The organism is Achromobacter spanius, assembly GCF_039673305.1.
Classification (GTDB): Bacteria; Pseudomonadota; Gammaproteobacteria; order Burkholderiales; family Burkholderiaceae_B; genus Achromobacter; species Achromobacter spanius_F.
The window spans coordinates 47,981-68,332 of sequence record NZ_JBDJLJ010000026.1 but is presented as its reverse complement, the minus strand read 5'-3'; the positions used below and the strand labels follow the sequence as shown (position 1 = coordinate 68,332).

Annotated in this window: 22 protein-coding genes and 4 tRNA genes; 12 read left to right on the top strand and 14 right to left on the bottom strand. The window is 66.9% G+C overall.

From position 1 onward, the window contains the following. The 5 genes from tilS to ABE485_RS19535 all read left to right on the top strand — a co-directional run. Positions 1–963 (top strand): tRNA lysidine(34) synthetase TilS (gene tilS, locus ABE485_RS19555; RefSeq protein WP_346516922.1); only part of this gene is annotated, 963 nt, incomplete at its 5' end. A 131-nt stretch (positions 964–1,094) separates the two neighbouring features. Then, positions 1,095–2,360, top strand: a complete 1,266-nt coding sequence (locus tag ABE485_RS19550) for an aspartate kinase (RefSeq protein WP_346516921.1) — start codon at positions 1,095–1,097, stop codon at positions 2,358–2,360. Between the two features lie 90 nt (positions 2,361–2,450). Continuing rightward, a tRNA-Ser gene (locus ABE485_RS19545) sits at positions 2,451–2,543 on the top strand. A gap of 167 nt (positions 2,544–2,710) precedes the next feature. Continuing rightward, entirely contained in the window at positions 2,711–3,226 is a 516-nt protein-coding gene (locus tag ABE485_RS19540) for an ureidoglycolate lyase (protein WP_346516920.1), read from the top strand. Positions 3,227–3,376: 150 nt separating this feature from the next. Beyond that, on the top strand, positions 3,377–3,679 hold the full coding sequence (locus ABE485_RS19535; protein WP_346516919.1) for a cyclic-phosphate processing receiver domain-containing protein: 303 nt from the start codon (positions 3,377–3,379) through the stop codon (positions 3,677–3,679). Positions 3,680–3,979: 300 nt separating this feature from the next. Here ABE485_RS19535 and ABE485_RS19530 read toward each other — a convergent pair whose 3' ends face one another. Genes ABE485_RS19530 through ABE485_RS19500 form a run of 7 tightly spaced genes read right to left on the bottom strand, consistent with a single transcriptional unit; the run spans position 3,980 to position 10,217 of the window. Next, a complete protein-coding gene (locus ABE485_RS19530) occupies positions 3,980–4,948 on the bottom strand; it encodes a Bug family tripartite tricarboxylate transporter substrate binding protein (RefSeq protein WP_346516918.1) in 969 nt (322 codons plus the stop codon). A 31-nt stretch (positions 4,949–4,979) separates the two neighbouring features. Beyond that, positions 4,980–5,918, bottom strand: coding sequence for an SMP-30/gluconolactonase/LRE family protein (locus ABE485_RS19525; protein ID WP_346516917.1), 939 nt, complete (start codon positions 5,916–5,918; stop codon positions 4,980–4,982). 30 nt (positions 5,919–5,948) lie between these two features. After that, a complete protein-coding gene (locus tag ABE485_RS19520; RefSeq protein WP_346516916.1) occupies positions 5,949–6,788 on the bottom strand; it encodes an amidohydrolase family protein in 840 nt (279 codons plus the stop codon). After that, positions 6,772–7,770, bottom strand: coding sequence for a Bug family tripartite tricarboxylate transporter substrate binding protein (locus ABE485_RS19515; RefSeq protein ID WP_346516915.1), 999 nt, complete (start codon positions 7,768–7,770; stop codon positions 6,772–6,774). The genes ABE485_RS19520 and ABE485_RS19515 overlap by 17 nt, the downstream gene beginning before the upstream one ends. A 54-nt stretch (positions 7,771–7,824) precedes the next feature. Further along, a complete protein-coding gene (locus ABE485_RS19510) occupies positions 7,825–8,625 on the bottom strand; it encodes an SDR family NAD(P)-dependent oxidoreductase (protein ID WP_346516914.1) in 801 nt (266 codons plus the stop codon). Positions 8,626–8,650: 25 nt separating this feature from the next. Then, positions 8,651–9,232 carry a carboxymuconolactone decarboxylase family protein gene (locus ABE485_RS19505; RefSeq protein WP_346516913.1) on the bottom strand — a complete coding sequence of 194 codons (582 nt, stop codon included), beginning with the start codon at positions 9,230–9,232 and terminating at the stop codon, positions 8,651–8,653. Between the two features lie 13 nt (positions 9,233–9,245). Continuing rightward, positions 9,246–10,217 carry a tripartite tricarboxylate transporter substrate binding protein gene (locus tag ABE485_RS19500; protein ID WP_346516912.1) on the bottom strand — a complete coding sequence of 324 codons (972 nt, stop codon included), beginning with the start codon at positions 10,215–10,217 and terminating at the stop codon, positions 9,246–9,248. Between the two features lie 156 nt (positions 10,218–10,373). Here ABE485_RS19500 and ABE485_RS19495 point away from each other — a divergent pair, with 156 nt between their 5' ends. After that, positions 10,374–11,252, top strand: coding sequence for a LysR substrate-binding domain-containing protein (locus ABE485_RS19495; protein ID WP_346516911.1), 879 nt, complete (start codon positions 10,374–10,376; stop codon positions 11,250–11,252). Positions 11,253–11,284: 32 nt separating this feature from the next. On the opposite strand, the gene mnmH is transcribed toward ABE485_RS19495, so the two are convergent. Next, positions 11,285–12,331 (bottom strand): tRNA 2-selenouridine(34) synthase MnmH, encoded by a 1,047-nt coding sequence (gene mnmH, locus ABE485_RS19490; protein ID WP_346516910.1) that lies wholly within the window; start codon positions 12,329–12,331, stop codon positions 11,285–11,287. 139 nt (positions 12,332–12,470) lie between these two features. Between mnmH and ABE485_RS19485 the strand changes: the two genes are divergently transcribed. Beyond that, complete coding sequence (locus ABE485_RS19485) at positions 12,471–12,986, top strand: DUF2199 domain-containing protein (RefSeq protein WP_346516909.1); 516 nt, start codon at positions 12,471–12,473, stop codon at positions 12,984–12,986. A 25-nt stretch (positions 12,987–13,011) separates the two neighbouring features. Here the strand turns inward: ABE485_RS19485 and acpA are convergent, their stop codons facing one another. Then, positions 13,012–14,748 (bottom strand): acid phosphatase, encoded by a 1,737-nt coding sequence (gene acpA, locus ABE485_RS19480; protein WP_346516908.1) that lies wholly within the window; start codon positions 14,746–14,748, stop codon positions 13,012–13,014. A 218-nt stretch (positions 14,749–14,966) separates the two neighbouring features. On the opposite strand from acpA, the gene ABE485_RS19475 reads away from it, so the two are divergent. Beyond that, positions 14,967–15,043 (top strand) — tRNA-Arg (locus ABE485_RS19475). A 148-nt stretch (positions 15,044–15,191) separates the two neighbouring features. Then, positions 15,192–15,268, top strand: a tRNA-Arg gene (locus tag ABE485_RS19470). A gap of 171 nt (positions 15,269–15,439) precedes the next feature. Here ABE485_RS19470 and ABE485_RS19465 read toward each other — a convergent pair. Further along, positions 15,440–15,661, bottom strand: coding sequence for a DUF3079 domain-containing protein (locus ABE485_RS19465; protein ID WP_346516907.1), 222 nt, complete (start codon positions 15,659–15,661; stop codon positions 15,440–15,442). A gap of 179 nt (positions 15,662–15,840) precedes the next feature. On the opposite strand from ABE485_RS19465, the gene ABE485_RS19460 reads away from it, so the two are divergent. Further along, a tRNA-Arg gene (locus tag ABE485_RS19460) sits at positions 15,841–15,917 on the top strand. Positions 15,918–16,072: 155 nt separating this feature from the next. Here the strand turns inward: ABE485_RS19460 and ABE485_RS19455 are convergent. Further along, positions 16,073–16,669, bottom strand: a complete 597-nt coding sequence (locus ABE485_RS19455) for a short chain dehydrogenase (RefSeq protein ID WP_346516906.1) — start codon at positions 16,667–16,669, stop codon at positions 16,073–16,075. A gap of 128 nt (positions 16,670–16,797) precedes the next feature. On the opposite strand from ABE485_RS19455, the gene ABE485_RS19450 reads away from it, so the two are divergent. Further along, complete coding sequence (locus ABE485_RS19450; RefSeq protein WP_346516905.1) at positions 16,798–17,682, top strand: LysR family transcriptional regulator; 885 nt, start codon at positions 16,798–16,800, stop codon at positions 17,680–17,682. Here the strand turns inward: ABE485_RS19450 and ABE485_RS19445 are convergent. The 3 genes from ABE485_RS19445 to ABE485_RS19435 all read right to left on the bottom strand — a co-directional run bounded on the left by ABE485_RS19445 (position 17,679) and on the right by ABE485_RS19435 (position 19,561). Beyond that, positions 17,679–17,927, bottom strand: coding sequence for a hypothetical protein (locus tag ABE485_RS19445; RefSeq protein WP_346516904.1), 249 nt, complete (start codon positions 17,925–17,927; stop codon positions 17,679–17,681). The genes ABE485_RS19450 and ABE485_RS19445 overlap by 4 nt on opposite strands. 98 nt (positions 17,928–18,025) lie before the next feature. After that, positions 18,026–18,628, bottom strand: a complete 603-nt coding sequence (locus tag ABE485_RS19440; RefSeq protein ID WP_346516903.1) for a helix-turn-helix domain-containing protein — start codon at positions 18,626–18,628, stop codon at positions 18,026–18,028. A 111-nt stretch (positions 18,629–18,739) separates the two neighbouring features. Beyond that, the gene (locus tag ABE485_RS19435; RefSeq protein WP_346516902.1) at positions 18,740–19,561 is read right to left on the bottom strand and encodes an SIR2 family NAD-dependent protein deacylase; all 822 of its coding nucleotides are present in this window, start codon (positions 19,559–19,561) and stop codon (positions 18,740–18,742) included. A gap of 168 nt (positions 19,562–19,729) precedes the next feature. Here ABE485_RS19435 and ABE485_RS19430 point away from each other — a divergent pair, with 168 nt between their 5' ends. Then, entirely contained in the window at positions 19,730–20,344 is a 615-nt protein-coding gene (locus ABE485_RS19430; RefSeq protein WP_346516901.1) for a cysteine dioxygenase, read from the top strand. The last annotated feature ends 8 nt before the right edge of the window (positions 20,345–20,352 follow it).

Below are 20,352 nucleotides of genomic sequence, written 5' to 3'. Positions count from 1 at the left end.
CTCCAGGCCTTGCCCGAGCGCCCGCGCCGCGTCGCCGTGGCCTTCAGCGGCGGCGCGGATTCGGCCATGCTGGCCGTGCACGCGGCCGCCGTTGCGCCGGCGCTGGGCATCGAGCTCGTTCTGTTCCATGTGCATCACGGCCTGCTGGCCGAGGCCGATGCCTGGGCGCGGCATGGGCATGACCTGGCCGCAAGGCTTGCCGTGCCGCTGTGCGAGGCTCGCGTCCAGGTGGAACAGGCTGCCGGCAAGGGCATCGAAGCCGCCGCGCGCGATGCGCGCTACGCCGCCCTTGCGGGGATGGCGCGAGAGCAGGGCGTCGGCCACATTCTCCTGGCGCACCACCGCAACGACCAGGCGGAAACCGTGCTGCTGCGGCTCTTGCGCGGCACCGGCCTGGCGGGCATGGCGGCCATGGCGCCGGTTTCCCGGCGCGACGGCGTGGTCTACCTGCGCCCCTGGCTCGATCAGGACCGCGGCGCGATCCTGCAGGCCGCGGACCAGGTCGAAGCCGCCTGCGGCTGGCGCGCCGTGCAGGACCCCACCAATGCCGATCCGCGCTACACCCGCGCCGCGCTGCGCGAACTGCTGGCGCCGGTGCTGGATGCGCGCTGGCCGGGCTGGCGCGCGATCGTCGCCCGTCATGCGCGGCACATGGGCGAGGCGGCGCAAATTCTGGATGAAGTGGCGCAGGAAGATTTCGCGCGGCTGGATCCCGGGCCCGACGGCGCCAGCTTTTCGCTGCTGGCCTGGCGCGGCCTGTCGCCCGCCCGCCAGACGCACGTGCTGCGCTACTGGCTGGAAAAGAATGGCGCCCGCATGCCCACGGATGCGCGCATGGCGGATCTGCTGCGGCAGCTGCGCGGCCTGCACAGCCTGGGCCACGACCGCCAGTTGCGGGTGGAGCAGGCGGGCCACGTCATTCGCTGCCATCGCGGCAGGGTATGGGTGGAACCCCGGCCCTGAGGCCTGTTTTGGCGGATATCAAGCCGGCGCCCTCGATAAATTTGCGCAATCTGCGCAAATTTTTACCGTCGCGCTAGAATATATGGTTTTGCCCGTCAACACTTGCGGCGGGTCTCCAGCCAGAGTACGAGATGTCCCTGATCGTTCACAAATATGGCGGTACTTCGATGGGCTCGGTCGAGCGCATCAGGAACGTGGCGCGTCGCGTCGCGAAGTGGCACGCCGCCGGCCACCAGGTTGTTGTTGTTCCGTCCGCCATGGCGGGCGAAACGAATCGTCTGCTGGGCCTGGCGCGCGAGCTTGCGCCCCAGCCCGACGGCCGCGAACTCGACATGATCGCCGCCACCGGCGAACAAGCCAGCAGCGGCCTCCTGGCCATCGCGCTGCAGGCCGAAGGCGTGTCCGCGCGCAGCTACGCCGGTTGGCAAGTGCCCGTGCGCACCGATTCGTCGTTCACGAAAGCCCGCATCTCGTCCATCGACGATGCGCGCATCCGCGCCGATCTGGACGCCGGCCGCGTGGTCATCGTCACCGGCTTCCAGGGCATCGACCCTGACGGCCACATCACGACGCTGGGCCGTGGCGGTTCCGATACCTCGGCCGTGGCCGTGGCGGCCGCCATCAAGGCCGACGAATGCCTGATCTACACCGACGTGGACGGCGTCTACACGACCGACCCGCGCGTGGTGCCCGAGGCGCGCCGCATGGCCGTCGTTTCCTTCGAGGAAATGCTGGAAATGGCGTCGCTGGGCTCCAAGGTCCTGCAGATCCGCTCGGTTGAATTCGCCGGCAAATACCGTGTGCCGGTCCGGGTCCTGTCCTCGCTGACCGACCCCCTTATCCCGCTCGACGAAGAAATGGTCTCGGGCACGCTGATTACTTTTGAGGAAGACGAAAAAATGGAAGCCGCCGTTGTCTCCGGCATCGCCTTCAGCCGCGACGAAGCCAAAATCACCCTGCTGGGCGTTCCCGACAAGCCCGGCATCGCGTTCTCCATCCTGGGTCCCGTCGCCGCCGCCAACATCGACGTCGACATGATCGTGCAGAACCAGTCCGTGGCCGGCACGACCGACTTCTCGTTCACCGTGAACCGCAATGAATTTGCGCGCGCCGTGGACCTGCTCAAGCGCGAAGTCATCCCCGCCGTGGCCGCGCGCGAACTGTCCACCGACGAAAAGGTCGCCAAGGTCTCGATCGTCGGCATCGGCATGCGCTCGCACGTCGGCGTCGCCAGCCTGATGTTCCAGACGCTCTCGCAAGAGGGCATCAACATCCAGATGATCAGCACCAGCGAAATCAAGACCTCGGTGATCATCGACGACAAGTACATGGAACTGGGCGTGCGCGCGCTGCACAAGGCCTTCGGCCTGGACCAGGCGCCGGCCACCAAGGTTTAAGGAAACGGCTCCGGCACGGTTTTTTTTGATTGAAGGCCCGCATCGCGGGCAAGAGCGAAAAAAATCGTGCTAGAATCTCGTTCTCTTTTCGGAGACGTGCCCGAGAGGCTGAAGGGGCTCCCCTGCTAAGGGAGTATGTGGCTAAAAACTGCATCGTGGGTTCGAATCCCACCGTCTCCGCCAAAGACACTTGCACCAGTGACACAAGGTTGCCTCAAGACCCGCATAGCTAATTGCTCTGCGGGTTTTTTGTTTTGTGCGCGCGCCTAGGGAATGCGCGCGCTTGCCGTGTCGGCAGGATCGCGGATACCTTACGCGAGTCCAATCACTCCGGGCGGTGCATCATGCCGATGAACGCCCGTCTTCAGATGCCGCCCAGCCATCTCCCTCTTGCGGAACTCACCGCCGAGACATTCGCCCCTTACGGCACCATCATCGCCAGCGCCGGCCGCGATGGCCGCGAGATCAACGCAGGCACGACGTTGCGCGTGGACATGCCGGAGCCCGACATCCTGAAGCAGGGCGGCCGGCCTTCGCTCAGCGTGTTCCGCGCCACGCCGGGCAGCCTGCCTTTCGAAGTGAGGATGATGGAACGCCATCGCCTGGGCAGCCAGACGTTCGTGCCGCTGATGGGCACGCCGTTCGTGGTGCTGGTGGCCTTGGGCGCCACAGAGCCGGATTTGTCCACGCTCAAGGCGTTTCGGGCCGATGGCAGCGCCGGCATCACGCTGGCGCCCGATGTCTGGCATCACCCCTTGCTGGCGCTGGCGGCGGGCGACTTTGTCGTGCTGGAGCGCAAGGGGGAGACAGTGGATTGTGAAATCGTCGACATGCGGGCCGGCATTTGGCTGGTTGAAAGCGCATAGGCGCGGTGCTCGGACCGTGCCTGCAACGAAAGGGCTCGACTCGCGTTCTGCGCGTCAGGGTCAGCGGAGCAGCATTTCCCGGAACTGCGCCCGGCTCGCCATGAACGGCTCGGATTCTCCTATCATTCGCATCTCAACGAGGAATAGCGCATGAAGGTGTATCTTGATGATGAACGGGCGACTCCGGAAGGCTGGGTTCGCGTCTACTGGCCAGATGAGGCCATAGCGCTGCTTGAATCGGGCTCCGTCGAAGAGATCAGCCTCGACCACGACTTGGGCGACGATGACCGAGGGACGGGGTATGACGTGATTCTCTGGATGGAAGAGGCGGTGGCGGTGCATGGGTTCAGGCCGCCACGCATTCATGTCCATTCCGCCAATTCCTCGGCCCGTGACAAGATGCTTGCCGGAGTGCGCGCGATTTCGCAGTTGGCAAGCACGAGGGCGAGGTAAACGGCGGGGCCGTTCCTTCCCCATGTGCCGCTTGCCCAGGCCTACCGGGATGTACTGCGCGTCAACAACCCGCAAGACGACCCTGTGTCTACGCACCAGCCACCCGCGCTATGTTGCGCATAGTGCATGGCGCTCAATGGCACTCGTCCAGAGCCATCTGCGTGGAGATTGCGTACCGCCCGCCACGGCGGAGCAGTAACGCGGGAATCTCAGCCGCCACCCGAACCCGCCGAAGCTTGTACGCCGGGCAGGCGTTCCAAGCTTCGTGCTGATGCTGGCGGGCCAGGCTTGCAGACGCCGCTATTCCGCCTTCACATTCCCCGCCTTCACCACCGCCGCCCACTTCGCGGTGTCGTTCTTCACCAGATCCCGGAACCCTTCCGGCGACGATGGGCTGGGTTCCACGCCCAGGCTTGCCAGATTATCGACAAGCGCCTTGGCCTTCAGGCTGTTGCGGATGGCTTCGTTCAGCTGGGCCACGACCTGCGCGGGCGTGCCCTTGGGCGCGAAGACGCCGTACCAGTTGCTGGCCTCGACGTTGGGAATGCCCTGTTCGGCCAGGGTGGGCACGTTGGGCAGCGACTTCAGGCGGGCCGGCGCGGCGACGCCCAGGGCGACCAGTTGGCCGTCGTTGATGAAGGGCATCAGGCCCGACACGTCGCCGAAGAAGGCCTCGACGTGGCCGCCGATGGTGTCGGCGATGGCGGGCGCGGCGCCCTTGTAGGCGACGTGCAGGAAGTCGACCTTGGTCTGGCTCTTGAACAGTTCGATCGTCATGTGCGGCATGCTGCCGATGCCCGAGGAAGCCAGCGCGGCGGGTTCCTTGCGCTTGGCGGCCGCGGCGACGTAGTCGGACGCCGACTTGACGGGGTTCTTGGGCGACACGACCAGCACTTCGGGCGTGTGGACCACGAGCGCGACCGGGCTGAGATCTTCCGTCGGTTTGTACGGCAGGTTGGGGTACAGCGACGGATTGATGGCGATGGCGCCGGCCGAGCTCAGGAACAGCACGCTGCCGTCGGCCGGGCTGCGGATGACGTAGTTCGCCGCGATGGCGCCGTTGGCGCCGGGCTTGTTCTCGACGATGACCGTGCTCTTGAGTTCGGCCTCGAGTTCCTTGGCCAGGATGCGGGCCAGGGAGTCGGCGGGGCCGCCGGGCGGGAACGCGACGACCAGCCGCGTGGGCTGGGCCGCGGCGCCGACGCCGGGGAATGCGGACATGGCGGCCAGCGAGCCGGCCAGGATGGTGCTCAGGATCGTTGTTTTCATGATGGGTAGTCTCCTTGCGCGTCGCGGTCGTTCAGCCGCCCGGCGCTCCCTGGGTGTTGACGTACAGCGAATAGATGGATGTGCACGAGGCCATGAAGAGCCGGTTGCGGTGCGTGCCGCCGAAGCACAGGTTGGCGCAGCGCTCGGGCAGGGCGATGTGGCCGATGGCCTGCCCGTCGGGCGAAAAGACGCGTACGCCGTCGAGTTCTTCGGTGCCCATCCCCCAGCCGCACCAGAGGTTGCCGTCCACGTCCACGCGAAAGCCGTCGGGCGTGCCGGCGCCGGCATCGACCAGGACCTCCGGCTTGCCGAGCGACACGCCGCCGTCCTGCACGCGGAAGGCCAGGATGTTGCGCGGACGCGCGCGGGACTCGATGACATACAGCAGCTTTTCGTCCGGCGAAAAGGCCAGGCCGTTGGGCCCGTTCACGCCTTCGGCGACGACGGCGAGCGCGCCCGAGACGCCGTCGATCCGGTAGATGTTGGCGGGCAGCTCCTGGCGCGCCGGCTCGCCCTGGTAGTGGCCCACGATGCCGAAGGGCGGATCGGTGAACCAGATCGAGCCGTCGGATTTGACGACGACGTCGTTGGGCGAGTTGAGCGGCCGGCCGGCGTGGCTGTCCGCCAGCACGGTGATGCGTCCGTCGTGTTCCGTGCGCGTCACGCGCCGCGTGCGGTGCTCGCAGGTAATGAGCCTGCCCTGGCGGTCGCGCGTGTTGCCGTTGGCGTGGTTGGACGGGGAGCGGAAGGCATGGACCGTGTTGCTGATCTCGTCCCACCGCAGGATGCGGTCGTTCGGCACGTCGCTCCAGAGCAGGTAGCGGCCGTCGCCGAACCAGACCGGTCCTTCGGCCCAGCGGCAGCCGGTCGCCACCCGTTCAACGGCCGCGGACAGCAGATGATATTTTTCGAAGGCGGGCGCCAGCGTGCGGATGGCGGGGTCGGGGTAGCGTTGCGAGGGTTCCCACATGTGGAGCTCCACGAAGGATCGGGTTGCGGCTCAGCCGTAGAGGCGGCCGGGGTTGTCGCGCAGGATGGCGGCAAGCTGCGCCGGGTCCGAGCCACAGGCCTCGTCCAGCAGCGCAAGCAGCGCGGGCATGTGGGGGCGCGGATAGCGGATGTTGACGTGCGGCCAGTCGCTGCCCCAGATGGCGCGGTCGGGCGCTTGCGCGATCAGGCGCGCCATCAGCGGCAGCGCCGCGCGGCAGCCGTCCTGGCCGCCGGTGACGCGGTCGGCGCCGGACAGCTTGATCCACACGTCGGGGTGGCGCAAAAGCGCCAGCAGCGGCGCCGGATCCGCCGAGCCGTCGACTGGCGCCCGGGCCATGTGGTCGATCACCAGCGGCACGCCGTGGGACAGCAGCGCCGGCACGACGTCCAGCACGTCCTGCAGTTCGCCATGCACCAGCGCATGCCAGCCCAGTGGCCTGATGCTGTCCAGCAGCGCGCCCATGCGGACGACGTCCGGCTTGCCTGCCAGGTGCTTCATCATGCCCAGCCGGATGCCGCGCACGCCCTGGTCGTGCATGCGCGCAAGCGCCTGCGGGCGGGTCGATTCGGAAATCAGGGCGATGCCGCGATAGGCGCCGCCGCTGGCCTCCAGCGCGGCCAGCAGCGCGGCGTGGTCCTCGCGGTAAGGCGCCGCCTGCACGATGACGCCGCGGGTAAAGCCGCAGGCGGCGTGCAGGGCGCGCAGCGCGGCAAAGGGCGCTTCCTCGGGGATGTAGGCGGGATCGTCCGCAAGCGGGTAGTCCTTCCAGGGGCCGAAGATATGGGTATGGCAATCCCAGAGGTGGCGGGCCAGGGGCATGGGTGGGGTCGAGTCAGTTGGAGGTTGCACCGGTTTCCTTGATGATGGCGCTCCAGCGCCGGTACTCGGACCGGATCAGATCGCCGTACCGGGCCGGCGTGCCCGCGGTGGGTTCGGCGCCTTGCGCGTCCAGGCTGGCCTTGAGCGCGGGGTCCTTGATGGCGTCGTTGACCGCCTGGTTGAGCCTGGACGTGACGTCGGCGGGCAGGCCGGCGGGGCCCACGATGCCTTGCCAGGTGCCCGAGTCGAAGCCGGGCGCGACGGTCTCGGCCAGCGTGGGCACGTCAGGCAGGGCGGAAACGCGCTTGGCGGTGGTGACGGCCAGTGCCTTGACCTTGCCCTCGCGCACATAGGGCAGGAAGGCGTTCAGGCTGCCCGACAGCATGAAATCGATGCGTCCCGACAGCAGGTCGGGCAGGGCCGCGGCGTTGCCTTTGTACGGCACGTGCGCGAAGTCGGTGCCGGTCTGGCGAGCGAACAGCACGCTGGTCAGGTGGTCGATGGTGCCGTTGCCCGACGACCCCATGTTCAGCTTGCCGGGCTGCTTTTTCAGCAGTTCCACAAAGGCCGCCGCCGAGTCGGCGCGCACGCCGGGGTTGACGATGAGGACCAGCGGCACGTTCGCGACCGACGCGACGGGCGTGAAGATCTTGCCCGGGTCCAGCTTGTCGTTGCCGAAGAGCGCGGGCGAGATCGCGATGGACGAGCTGTTGTAGAGCAGGGTGTAGCCGTCGGCGGGCGCGTTCGCGACCACCTCGGAGGCGATGTTGCCGCCCGCGCCGGGCTTGTTTTCGACGACGACCTGCTGGCCCAGGCCTTCTCCCAGGCGCTTGGCCACCAGCCGCGCCAGCACGTCGGTCGGGCCGCCGGGCGAGAAGGCGACGATCAGCCGGATCGGCTTCTCGGGATACGCGCCGGCGACGGCGGGCGCCTGGCAGACGGCCAGCAGGGCCAGGCAGGCGGCGGCTGCGCCCAGGCGACGACGGGAGGGGGAAGGCTTGCTCTTGTGCATGTTGTCTCCTTGGAGGCGCTTGGCCGCCTCTCTGTTATGAACCGAATGCGGGGGTCAGTCGCAGCGCACGCTCATGCCGCCGTCCACGATGATCTCGGTGCCGGTGACGAAGCGCGCTTCGTCGGAAGCCAGGAACAGGGCGGCGTTGGCCGTGTCCGTGCCGTCGCCCATGAATCCCAGCGGAATGCGGGCCTGGCGTTCCGCCAGCAGGGCCTCGACGTTGCCGCCCGCGCGCTGGCCGGCCAGGCGCGCCTCGACCATGGGGGTGTGCATTTGCCCCGGCACCACGGTGTTCACGCGGATGTTGTGCTTGGCCTGTTCCACCGCCACGACGCGGGACAGCTGGATGATGCCGGCCTTGGCCGCCGCGTAGCCCACCTGCGCCGCGCCTGTCCAGCGGATGCCGGACGTGGACGAGGTGTTGACGATGGCGCCGCCGCCCTGGCGCTGCATGACGGGGATGACGTGCTTGCAGGCGAGGAACACGCTTTTCAGGTTGAAGTCCATCTGCGCGTCCCAGTCCGCTTCGGACAGGTCCACCGGCCCGCCGCGGCGCGAGCCGCCCACGTTGTTGACCAGGATGTCCACGCGGCCGTGCAGCGCCACGCAGGCCTGCACCATGGCCTCGACGTCGGCCGCGAGCGTGGCGTCGCCCGTCCAGGCGGTGATGTCGCCGCCGGCTTCGCGGGCCCGCGCCAATGTTTCGGCCATGGCGTCCGCGCTCTTGTCCACGGCGAACACCTTCGCGCCTTCCTGCGCGAAGCGCACCGCCACGGCGCGGCCGTTGCCCCAGCCGGGGCCGACGCAACCGGCGCCCGTCACGATGGCCACTTTTCCTTCCAGTCTCTTCTTCATGATGTTCAATTTCCTGCTTGGTTGATCAGGCGGGGCGCTGCGCAGTGGCGGCATCGGCCGCCTGCAGTTCCAGCGGTTCGCCTTCGGGCGGATCGATCCGGAAGACGTTCAGCGTCATCGAGATCAAGGTGTAGTAGCCGGCCAGCGCAACCAGGTCGATGACGCCGTCGCGGCCGAACATGTGCTCGGCGCGCTGGTAGAGCGCGTCGGGGATGTGGCGGGTTTCATGCAGCACCGTGAGGAACTCGTGGATCAGCGCTTCATCGGCGTGCGCGAAGACGATGTCCCGGCGGTCGCGCAGCGCGTCGATCACCGTCTCGGAAACGCCCGCTTTCAGCGCGATCGCCTTGTGCGCCCACCATTCGAATTCCGAGCTCCACCAACGGGCCAGCACCAGGATCGCCAGCTCCGACAGGCGTGGCGGCAGCGAACTGTCGTAGCGGCAGAACTGACCCAGCGCCTGCGCGGGTTCGGCCATGGCGGGCCGGTGCAGCCAGACGGCCAGCGGACCGCGCACGCGGCCCCGGGGGCCGGACGCGATGAGGTCATGAATGCGCTTCTGGTCCGCGGACATCTCCGCGGCCTGCGGCGGGCTGATACGCGCCATGCTTGCTCCTGGTTTATTCGGGCTTGATGCCCAGGTCCTGCACGACCTGGCGCCACTGGGAAATCTCGTTGCGGATCGCGCTGGTGAACTGGGCGGGCGTGCCGCCCGCGGGTTCGGCGCCGTCGGCCAGCAGCTTTTCCCGGGCTTCCGGCGTCTGCAGGGCGCGGTTCACGGCCGCGTTCAGTTTGTCGACGATGGGGGCGGGCAGGTCCTTGGGGCCGATCAGGCCGTACCACAGCGTGGCGTCGAAGCCGGGCAGGCCGGATTCCGCGATGGTCGGCACATTCGGCAGCGCCGCGATGCGGGTGGGCGTGGTGACGGCCAGCGCCTTCATCTTGCCCGCCGCGACATGGGGCAGCGCGCTGGCGGTCGCCGCGAAATAGAGCTGGACCTGTCCGGCCATCAGGTCGTTCTGCGCATTGCCGCCACCCTTGTACGGAATGTGCGTCATCTGCACGCCGGCCCGGCGGTTGAACAGTTCGTTGGCAAGGTGGATGACGCTGCCCTGGCCGGAGGACGCGTAGTTGATGGCGCCCGGATGCTGCTTCGCATAGTCGATCAGTTCGCCCACGGTGTTGGGCGCGAAGCCCGGATTGGCCACCACCAGCAAGGGGCCGCGCGAAACCTGGACGATGGGCGTGATGCCTTCGACCGGATCAAAGGCCATCCGGTAGAGGCTGGGATTGACGGTGTAGCTGGAGGAAATCAGGGTCAGGGTGTAGCCGTCCGCCGGGGCGGTGCGTCCCGTTTCCACGCCGATCATTCCGCCCGCGCCGGGGCGGTTTTCCACGACCACGGTCTGCTTCAGTTCCGCCGTGAGCGCCTGGCCCAGGTAGCGCGCCAGCAGGTCGGCGCCGCCGCCCGGCACGAAGGTGACGATCAGCCGGATGGGGCGCTCCGGATAGTCGGCGTGGGCAACGCCGCCGACGGCGGCCAGCAAGGAAGCGCCGATGGCGGCAAGCCAGCGGGAGAGTGTGCTGCGCATGGATGTCTCCGGTGTGGGTATTGTTCTATCCAGCGATTCTGCTTATTCTCGGTAATAGCCGTCCAATATGATTTTTGGATGTCAGTAATTCTTCTTTGGAATTACTGCGTCGTTCCCCTTTGCGCAACGCGCAGTGCCTTTACGCGATCAAGCCCCATGGACCAGAAGTCGATGCGCATGTTTCTTGCGCTGGCCGAAGAGCTGCACTACGGCCGCGCCGCCGCGCGCCTTTTCATTTCGCAGCCGCCGCTTACCAAGGCCATCCAGCAACTCGAAGAGCGGCTTGGCGTCACGCTGTTTGACCGCAACAAGCGCAGCGTCAGGCTCACCGTCGCCGGCACGGCACTGGTGCAGGAAGCGCGCCGGCTGCTGGCGCAGACCGAACTGTCGATTCGCGCCGTGCAGCGCGCCGAGCGTGGCGATGCCGGCCGCCTGCGCATCGGTTTCGTGGCCGCCGTGCTGTTCATGGACATACGCGAGGTGCTGCAGAAGCTGGAACGCGATCTCCCCGGCCTGGAAAGCGTATGGGAGGAAATGGGCTCGTCGGAACAGCTGCAGGCGCTGGAACAGGACCGGATCGACATCGGATTCGCGCAGGTCTCGCAAGGCGTGGGCGACATGATGTCCTTCCCCGTGGGGCGGGTCGACCTGGTCATCGCGCTGGAGGAAGGGCATCGGCTGGCCCGCAGGCGCCGCGTGCGGCTGGAGGACCTGGCCGAGGACGCATTCGTGGCGATCCCCCGGCACAGCGGACCGAGCTTCCATGACCTGACGATATCCGCCTGCATGGATGCGGGATTCAGCCCGCGGATCATGCACTACGCCAAGCACCTGGTGTCGGTGGTCAGCCTGGTGGCGATGGGGCTGGGCGTGTCCCTGGTTCCCCGGTCTTTCGCGCGGGCGGGCGTGCCGGGCGTCGTCTTCAAGAACATCGACGGCATGGTGGTGCAGGCGGAGTATTCGGCGGTGTGGAACCCCGCCAACACGCTGCCCTTGCTGCCCCACGTGCTGGGCGTGCTGGGCGGGCAGCGGTAAGCGCGGTCAGGCCGGCGTCGGCCGCATGGGCCTCATCGCAGCCGGCGGATCAGCGCGCGGGCTTGCTCCAGCACATCGGCATCGTTGGGCCGGAAATCCATGCGCAGCGCGTCGGGCAGGCGCACGAAATGCGATTGCGAGCTGCGCGCATAGGCGGGGTCGTAATGGCGGTCGATGAGTTCGCGCGCCAGGTCTTCGCGGCGGCCGTCGTCCACCAGCCCGATCCAGCCGCTGATGGTGTCGCGGCTGTGCAGGCCCAGCATGCGCTGCAATTGCGCCTTCAGCCATTCCGGGTTGTCGAACAGCCGCGCGTAGTCCTGCTGCAGGAAGGACGCGCGGTCTTCGCGCGTGGAGCGCACGTCGATGCACGCGCCCTGATGCAGGGCCTGCAGCAAGGCGGCCGGGATTTCCACCGCGCCGATCTTGCGGCTTTCGGCTTCGACGAACACGGGTTGGCCGGGATCGAGTTCGCGCAGGCGGGCCGCGAGCAGGGTGTCGAAGCGCTTTTGGCTGGGCTGGCGCGCATCGGGCAGGGCGCCCAGCAGCGAGCCGCGGTGGGATGCGAGTTCTTCCAAATCAAGCGTCTGCGCGCCCGCCTGCCGCAGGGCGTGCAGCAGCCGCGTCTTGCCGCTGCCGGTGGGCCCGGTCAGCACCACGTATTGCAACGCCGCCGGCAAGGCCTGCAGGGCCTGCAGCGTGGCGCCGCGATAGCGCTTGTAGCCGCCGTCCAGTTGCCGGGCGCGCCAGCCGATCATGTTGAACATGAGCGTCATGGAGCCCGAGCGTTTGCCGCCGCGCCAGCAGTACACCAGCGGACGCCAGCGCTGGGGGCGGTCCGCGAAGGTGGTTTCCAGGTGGCGGGCGATGTTGCGGGCAACGAGGGCGGCCCCCACGCGGGAGGCTTCGAAGGGCGAGACCTGCTTGTACATCGTGCCGATCAGCACGCGCTCTTCGTTGCTGAGCACGGGCGCGTTGCACGCGCCGGGGATGTGGTCGTCGGCGTATTCCAGCGGCGTGCGCACGTCGATGATTTCATCGAATTCGTGCAGTGCGTCCAGGCTGGCAAGCAGGTGTTTCACGGGGATGGTCTCGGCGGGTCGATCCAGGATTTTCGCACGCGCCGTTCCGGCGCAGAAAGCGCCGGCGCGGCGGATAGAATGGCGCCTTTCCCGCCGCGTCGCCGGCGGCCCTCAAGCCAACGCAGGACCCGGCTCGACCATGGAATTCTCATTCAAATGCGCCTCGTGCAACGAGGTCCACCACGGCCTGCCGAGCTTCGGCGCCGATGCGCCCGCCACCTATTACGCCATTGCGCCCGAAGCGCGCGGGCAACGCTGCGACCTGGGCAGCGACGATTGCGTGATCGACGAGCAGCATTTCTACGTGCGCGGCTGCCTTGAACTGCCCATCGAGGGCCACCCGGAGCCATTCGTCTGGGGCGTGTGGGTGTCGCTCAGCCTGGAAAGCTACGAGACCTGGGTACGGATGTCCGATGAGCCCAGGCGTGCGCAAACGCCGCCGCTGTTCGGCTGGCTGACGACCCATCTCGATCCCTACCCGGACACGGTGGGACTGAAGACGCACGTGCATCTGCGGGACGATGGCATCCGCCCGTACATCGAACTGGAGCAGACCAGCCACCCATTGGCGGTGGAGCAGCGCGAAGGAATCTCCATCGGCCGCGTGGCCGAGATCTACGCGCTGCTGGTTCACGGGCAGGCAGGCGCCGGCTAGGCAGGCGCACCGCCGCAGGCCTGCGTCAGGCGCCGAAGGTCAGCGCGTTGGTCAGGTCGCCCATCGCGGACTGGCCGCGCGCGGTCATTGCGTCATCGCGCGCCTTCAGGCCTTCCAGCATCGGCAGGTCGAAAAGCCGCGTGGCCAGGCGCAGGATCGAGCCGGTGTCGTAGATGGTGTGGTCGACAGTGCCCTTCTTGGCGAAGGGCGAAGCGATCACCGCCGGGATGCGCGTTCCGGGACCCCAGCGGTCGCCTTGCGGCGGCGCCACGTGGTCCCACCAGCCGCCGTTTTCGTCGACGGTGATCACGATCACCATGTTGTCCCACTGCTTGCTTTTCCGCAGGCTGTCCACGATGTGCGCGATGTGGCGGTCGCCCGAGTCCACGTCCGCATAGCCGGCGTGCATGTTCAGGTTGCCCTGCGGCTTGTAGAACGTCAGCGGGGGCAGCGTGCCGGCTTCGGCGTCGGCAAGGAATTTGTTGGTCGAGTTCAGATCGCCCAGGCCGCCGTCGCGGATGTGCGCCGAGCGTGCCGCGGTGCCGGGCGCGGTGCTCTTGAAGTAGTTGAAGGGCTGGTGGTGCGCCTGGAAATTGGGCGACGACGGAAAGCCGGTGCTGGCGGTCGAATCCACCGCGGCCTGCCAGCCGCCGGCGTACCAGGCCCAGTCCAGTCCCTTGGCGCTCATCAGGTCGCCGATGTTGGCGTGCGATTGGGGCACCATCGTCTGCGGGCTGGTCGCATCGGCCAGCGTCGGGTCGCTTGCGTCGCGGCTGAACGATGGCCAGTAGGGCGGGGCCATGGTATTGACGCCGTAGCCGTCGGGCGTCAGCGCGCTGGCGCCGAACTGCGGGATGCCGGTCAACGCGCTGGCGGGCGAGGCCGGCTTGGGCGCGAGGCGCGGGTCGGCGGGGTCCGAGCTTTGCAGTTGCGCGATCTGGGTCTTGGCCACCGAGTCCGCGGCGTCGGGATAGAAGGGCGGGCGTCCCGCCACCAGATACTGGTGGTTCAGGAACGAGCCGCCAAAGGCGCCCTGGAAGAAGTTGTCGCACAGCACGAACTCCTGCGCCAGCTTCCACAGGCGCAGGTTGTAGGCGGAGTCGCTGTAGTGGCCCATGACCAGCGCGCCCGAATCGGCCCAGGCGACGAACTTGTCGTTCTTGCCGCCGTTGATCTGCATCTGGTTCTGGTAGAACACGTGCCAGAGGTCGCGCGTGACGACGCCCTGAGGCAGGGGTTCGCCTTGCGGTCCCAGCAGCGCGAAAGGCGCGTTGGACAGGTTGTTCATGTAGGCCGCCGCCTGGTCGACCTGGTAGGTGATGTGATTGGCCTGCTGCGACGTCGGCACCATGCCGTTCCAGACCGGCGGAAGCACGGGCAGCGGCGTGCCGTCGCGATCGAGCTGGGTGTAGTCGGCGGCCGAGAGTCCCGACAGGGGCTTTTCGACGCCGGGAAAGTTGGCGAAGAGGTTATTGAAGCTGCGGTTCTCGGCAAAGATCACGACCAGCGTTTTCACGTTCTCGCGCAGCTGCGTGGTCAGGTCCGGGGCCGGCGTGGGGGCGGGATCGGGCGTCGTCGGTGCGGGGGCGGCAGGGGTGTCATCGTCGTCGCTGGAGCAGCCGGACAGCGCGCCCATGGCGGCGGCGCTGGCGCCCAGCGCGGCGATGCCGGTCAGAAAACCGCGGCGGGTGGCGCGTACGGGCGGCGTCGCGCCCGTGGATTCCTGGGAAGGTTCTCCAGTGCTTTTTTCTTTGTCAGACATGAGTGGGACTCTTGAGCTTGCGGATGGCGCGGCGCACTGTCATTGCGCCGCGGGATCGCCGGATGACAGCCGGCATCGGTAACGGCCGCTAGGCTAAAGAGACAAGGTTCTATCGATGTGACCATCCGCTGTCGGGAAGCTGTACGCAGGTTTTTCGCACGCCGCTCGACTTGCGCGATTTTCGAAACAACGCTATTATTCAAGGCTTGCTTTTTGACGCGCCCGTAGCTCAGCTGGATAGAGTACCTGGCTACGAACCAGGGGGTCGTAGGTTCGAATCCTGCCGGGCGCACCAAGTTTCACGTTGCATGCATCATTGATGCGGGCTGCGCGGGATGGGAAGAAAAGCAAAGGCAGTGAAAGCAGTACCCAAGCAATAAAAGCAGTAAACTCGCAGTAAACACGGCACGATTATTCTGATATAATTTTGCCTCTTTGCCGGAGCGCCCGTAGCTCAGCTGGATAGAGTACCTGGCTACGAACCAGGGGGTCGTAGGTTCGAATCCTGCCGGGCGCACCACTACCGCAAAGAAAAAGAAAAGGCCTTTGATCTTGAATCGAAGGCCTTTTTGTTTTGCGGCGGCGGTTTGTGCGCGGCGTAAATTTTCGGCGTAAATGCATCGGTATGGATGTGTGGCTCAGACTCACTGAGTTGCAGCTCGCGCGTGTAGCGCAAACCCGGCGCCTTGCCTCAATGGCTCGCTGTTTCTTTTTCCTTGGCCTGCGGCTTTTCGTCGCTGTCCTCGAATCCCCAATCTCCAAACAGATACCAGTCGTCTCCCAAGGATTCGGCCGGATGCATCGTGCGCCCGGAGCCGTTGCCGCAGGCCATGGAGTCGGTGGGGCAGTATCGGTCGCAGCCCCAGCAGATGCGTTCGGGGTGCTTGGGGTGCAGGGGAAACTTCTTGGCCATGCTTGTCTGCCTGATGCGTTTTTATGACGGCTGTCGCTGCATTCAGCGTACTGCGCCGGGCCTGTGCGTTTCATTGACATCGCACAAACGCGGGGCCGGCAGGCGGGCCCGGGGCCGGATTTTTGCCGGCCGATTTGCATGGCATGATTCTTTCGTGTTATAAACACGCCTCTTTCGGGGCGCCCGTAGCTCAGCTGGATAGAGTACCTGGCTACGAACCAGGGGGTCGTAGGTTCGAATCCTGCCGGGCGCACCAACTTATTCGAGATCACGCCAAACAGCGCAGTTTCTGCAAAAAGCGGCTTGATGGTTTTCAATCAAGCCGCTTTTATTTTGTCCCGAGCGGCCGGATTTACGGAGTGTGGAACCCCGGCGTCCGCAACCCCGGCGGCCGGAACCCCGGCGGCCGGATCACCACACCCGGTACACGCGGCCGGTCTGCACGCCTTCCACGCTGCGGACATAGGCCTGGGCCACGCGGCTGGCGGGCGCGGCTTCGAAGCCCGGGAAATACGGGCCGTAGCTGTCCAGGGATTCCTGCAGCACCGTGGGGCTGACGGCGTTGATGCGCACGCCTTGCAGCTCGACCGCGGCGCCGCGCACGAAGCCGTCGATGGCGCTGTTCACCGCGGACGCGTTGGCGCCGTAGCGGATGGGTTCGTCGCTGAGGATGCCGCTGGTCAGCGTGATGGAGCCGCCGGCGTTGAGGTAATGCTGGCCGATGAGCGCAAGGTCCACCTGGCCCAGCAGCTTGTCCTGCAGGCCGATGCGGAACTGGTCGGCCGTCATTTCATTCAGGGGGCCGAAATGCAGGCTGCCGGTGGTGGACACCACGGCGTCGACCTTGCCGACGCGCTCGAACAGGGCGCGGATGCTGTCGCTGCGGGTGATGTCCACCTGGTATTGGCCACGGGTCTTGCCCACGGCGATGATGTCGTGGCGCTGGCCGAGCGCCTGGGCGACGGCGCTGCCGACGGTGCCGCTGGCGCCGATAAGGATGATTTTCATGGGATCTCCGAGTCGTTCCGGTGGGGCGCGTTGGCAGGCCGCCAACGCATGCAGGCATTCTGCGCGCCGGATTCCCATGGAAAAATCCTAGAATGGTGGGATCAGATCACACCAGGAGTGCGTAATTCATGGACCGCCTGCTCAGCATGGAAGTGTTCGTGGCGGTTGTGGAGCTGGGCAGCCTGACGGCCGCGGCGGCACGTCACGACATGTCGCCGGCCATGGCGGCCAAGCACGTCAAGGGGCTGGAGTCGCGGCTGGGCCTGCGGCTGATGCACCGCACGACGCGCCGCCAGAGCCTGACCGAGGCCGGCCAGGCTTACTTTGCGCGCAGCAAGGCCATCCTGGCCGATATCCGCGACGCCGAGCAGGGCGCCGAGGCGCTGCGCTCGACGCCGCGCGGCCATCTGCGCATCACCTCGTCCGTATCGTTCGGATCGCTCGCGCTGGCGCCGGCGATCGCCGACTACCTGTCCATCTATCCCGACGTCAGCGTGGAGCTGGCCCTCAGCGACATGGTGGAAGACATCGTGGCTGCGCGCTTCGATCTGGCGCTGCGCATCGGCGAACCGGCCGATTCCGGCCTGGTGGCGCGCAGGATAGGCCTGTACCAGATGATCATCTGCGCGGCGCCCGCCTACCTGGAGCGCTATGGCACGCCCGCGGCGCCGGGCGACCTTGCGCGGCACCAGTGCCTGGATTTCTCGCATTGGAGCCGGCGCACCGGCTGGCGCCTGGGCTCGGACGAGGGGGCGGAGATCGGCTATCCCACGGGCCGCTTCGTGTCCAACAACGGGCAGGCGCTCAGGCAGGCGGCGCTGGCGGGCTTCGGCATCGTACTGCAGCCCGAACTGTTGCTGGCCGATGACGTGCGCGCCGGCCGCCTGGTTCCGATCCTGCAGCCCTACTGGCCCGCGGCAAGGCCGATCACGCTGCTGTATCCGAAGGACCGCCAGGCCCTGCCCAAGCTCACGACGTTCGTGGATTTCGTGGTGACGCGCTTCGCGCGCTAGCCCCGCCGTCGGTCCACCGCCGTCAATGACGTGCCGGTCTTGAGCAGCTGGTAAGTCTGCCCGCCCAGCCACGCAACCTTTTCGCCGGAACTCGTGCGGCAGATGCAGTGGGTCTTGGGGTCGAAACGGGGCGTGCCCAGCGCGGAATACGCGCCGGGATCGGAAACGAACCGTTCAATGCGATACAACGTGCCGTCGGGCGAAGTGGCGAGCACGTCGGTCAATCGTCTTGCGGTGCCGAGCATATTCAATACCTCCATGCGCGGGCCGTTATGTGTCGGCGCCAAAGTCGTTTGAACATTTCGTAGTGCCGGCGCGAAAAGCGATGCCGCCGAGCCAGGCGCTAACGAAGCTGTCCTCCTAACAATGAATCATCGAGCTGTTCGGGAGAAACGCCCAAGGCCGCCGACACGCGATCCAGGATGATCTGCCGGGGGCGCGGACGCGGCCGTTCCAACTCAATATAGATGGAGTGATCCACGCCGAGCCGAGCAGCCATATCCGCAGTGCTGATATTGAGGTGCTCGCGCCACGCGCGTATCAGGCTCCAATCGTTGCCGGTTTTCAGATTGACTACAGCTGTCGGCAAGCGCTCGTGCGCCCCGGCAATTTTCTTGCGCGAGGCGGAAGGAGTGATTGCTGCTTTTTCATCGCCCGGCGCGGCGCCGCTTTTGCGGCGCTCGCCCCGAGGTGTGGTGGTGGCGGATTCGGCAAGGTAGATGGCATCGCCGTTCAGCTGGCGATACTGGTTGTTGCCGATCCAGCACAGGGTTTCGCCGTTGTCGAGCTTGCATTCGCAATCCAGGTGGTAATTGCTGGGCATGCCCTCGAGCTTGGCGATCGTTTCCGTTGTCGTGGCGTGGCGCACCACACGGTGCAGCACACCGTCTGGCGAACGTACGAAGACATCGGGAAGTCTCCAGGAAAACGGAATGATCATCTCCACAATCGAAACCCATTACAACACTGTATCGCTCTGTTGCAACGGTGAGATTTGGGGTTTCCCCTCGGCCGACGCGCGCAGCGCCGACAGACGCCGCGTGCGCGCTTTACATCCTCACCAATCCTCGCTGCCGGACGCGTATCCGGCGCGCGCGGCAGCGTCGCCGAACCCGGCGCTGGCCATCAGCCTGGGCATCAGGTCGGCGGCGGCGCCGCGCAGGTTGTGGTGCGCCTGCGTATCCAGAGGCGTGGCGGCGGGATTGATCTGTACGACGGTTGCGCCGCCTGCCAGCGCCAGCCGCGGCAGTTCCGCCGCCGGATAGACCAGGGACGAGGTGCCGATGCTGAACAGCAGGTCGCAGCGCTGCGCCGCCTGCAGGGCGTCGTTCCAGGCCTGGGCGGGCAGGCTTTCGCCGAACCAGACCACGCCCGGCCGCACGGCCGCCCCGCAGCGCGCGCAGGCGGGCGGCGCGATGCGCCGGCCGCCATCGGGTTCGTCGGGAATGTCCCCGGCAAAGGCCTGCGGCGCCGCGCAGCGCGAACAGCGCGGCGCATGCAGGCTTCCGTGCAGATGCGTGACATGCGGACTGCCCGCGCGTTCGTGCAGATCGTCCACGTTCTGCGTGATGACGGCCAGTTCGGGCACGTGCCGCGCCATCTCCGCGATGGCGCGGTGCGCCGCGTTGGGCGAGGCACGCAGGACCTGAGCGCGGCGCCACTCGTACCAGCCCCATACGATATCGGGATGCTCCGCGAAGGCTTCGGGCGTGGCCAGCGCCTGCGCGTCAAAGCGCGACCACAGGCCGGTCAGCGCGTCGCGGAAGGTGGCGATGCCGCTTTCCGCGGAAACGCCGGCGCCCGTGAAGACGACGACCCGCCGCGCATCGCGCAGGGCTTGCGCCAGCGCGGGCGGAATATCGAGATGCGTGTTTTTCATTTCCAACCTTGCAGACAGTCCGCTACGCTGCGCGCGCAGGCAAGGACCTGTCAAGCGCGGCTTTGCAGGTGTCGCCGGCGCCACGGACGGGACGGGCGTGCACAGGTGTCCCGAATCGTGGATACTGCTTTTTCAATCTGGGATTTCAAGTTGCCTGGGAGACACGCAATGCCTGATACGAACGCCGGACTGGACCGGCTGCGCCGATTTATCGCCACCGCGACCCGGCTGGCGTCGCCAGAGGCGCTGGCGCAGACGCCCGAGCTGGAAGCCGCGTTCGCGGACCTGGTGGGCCACGACGACTGGCTGCCCGAGGCCTGTACCGCGCCGCATCCGCAGTACTACCAGCAATACCTGCTGCATTGCGATCCGTTGGAGCGGTTTTCGCTGGTGAGCTTCGTCTGGGGGCCGGGGCAGTTCACGCCGGTGCACGACCACGAGGTCTGGGGCTACGTGGGCATGCTGCGCGGCGCCGAAGTCAACCAGCGCTACGTCCGCGACGCCGCGGGCGGGCTGGCGACGGCAGGCGACGCGACGACGCTGCGGCCCGGCGACGTCGAACGCCTGTCGCCGGCCGAGGGCGACATCCATCGCGTGTCCAACGCCTACCCTGACCGCGTGTCGATCAGCGTGCATCTGTATGGCGGCAACATCGGCGCGGTCTCCCGTCATGTCTACGATCCCGCCACCGGCCAGGCCAAGCCCTTCGTGTCGGGCTATTCGTCTTCCAGCCTGCCCAACCTGTGGGACAGGTCGGCGGCGGTGCGCGCCGCGATCGCCTGATCCGGACG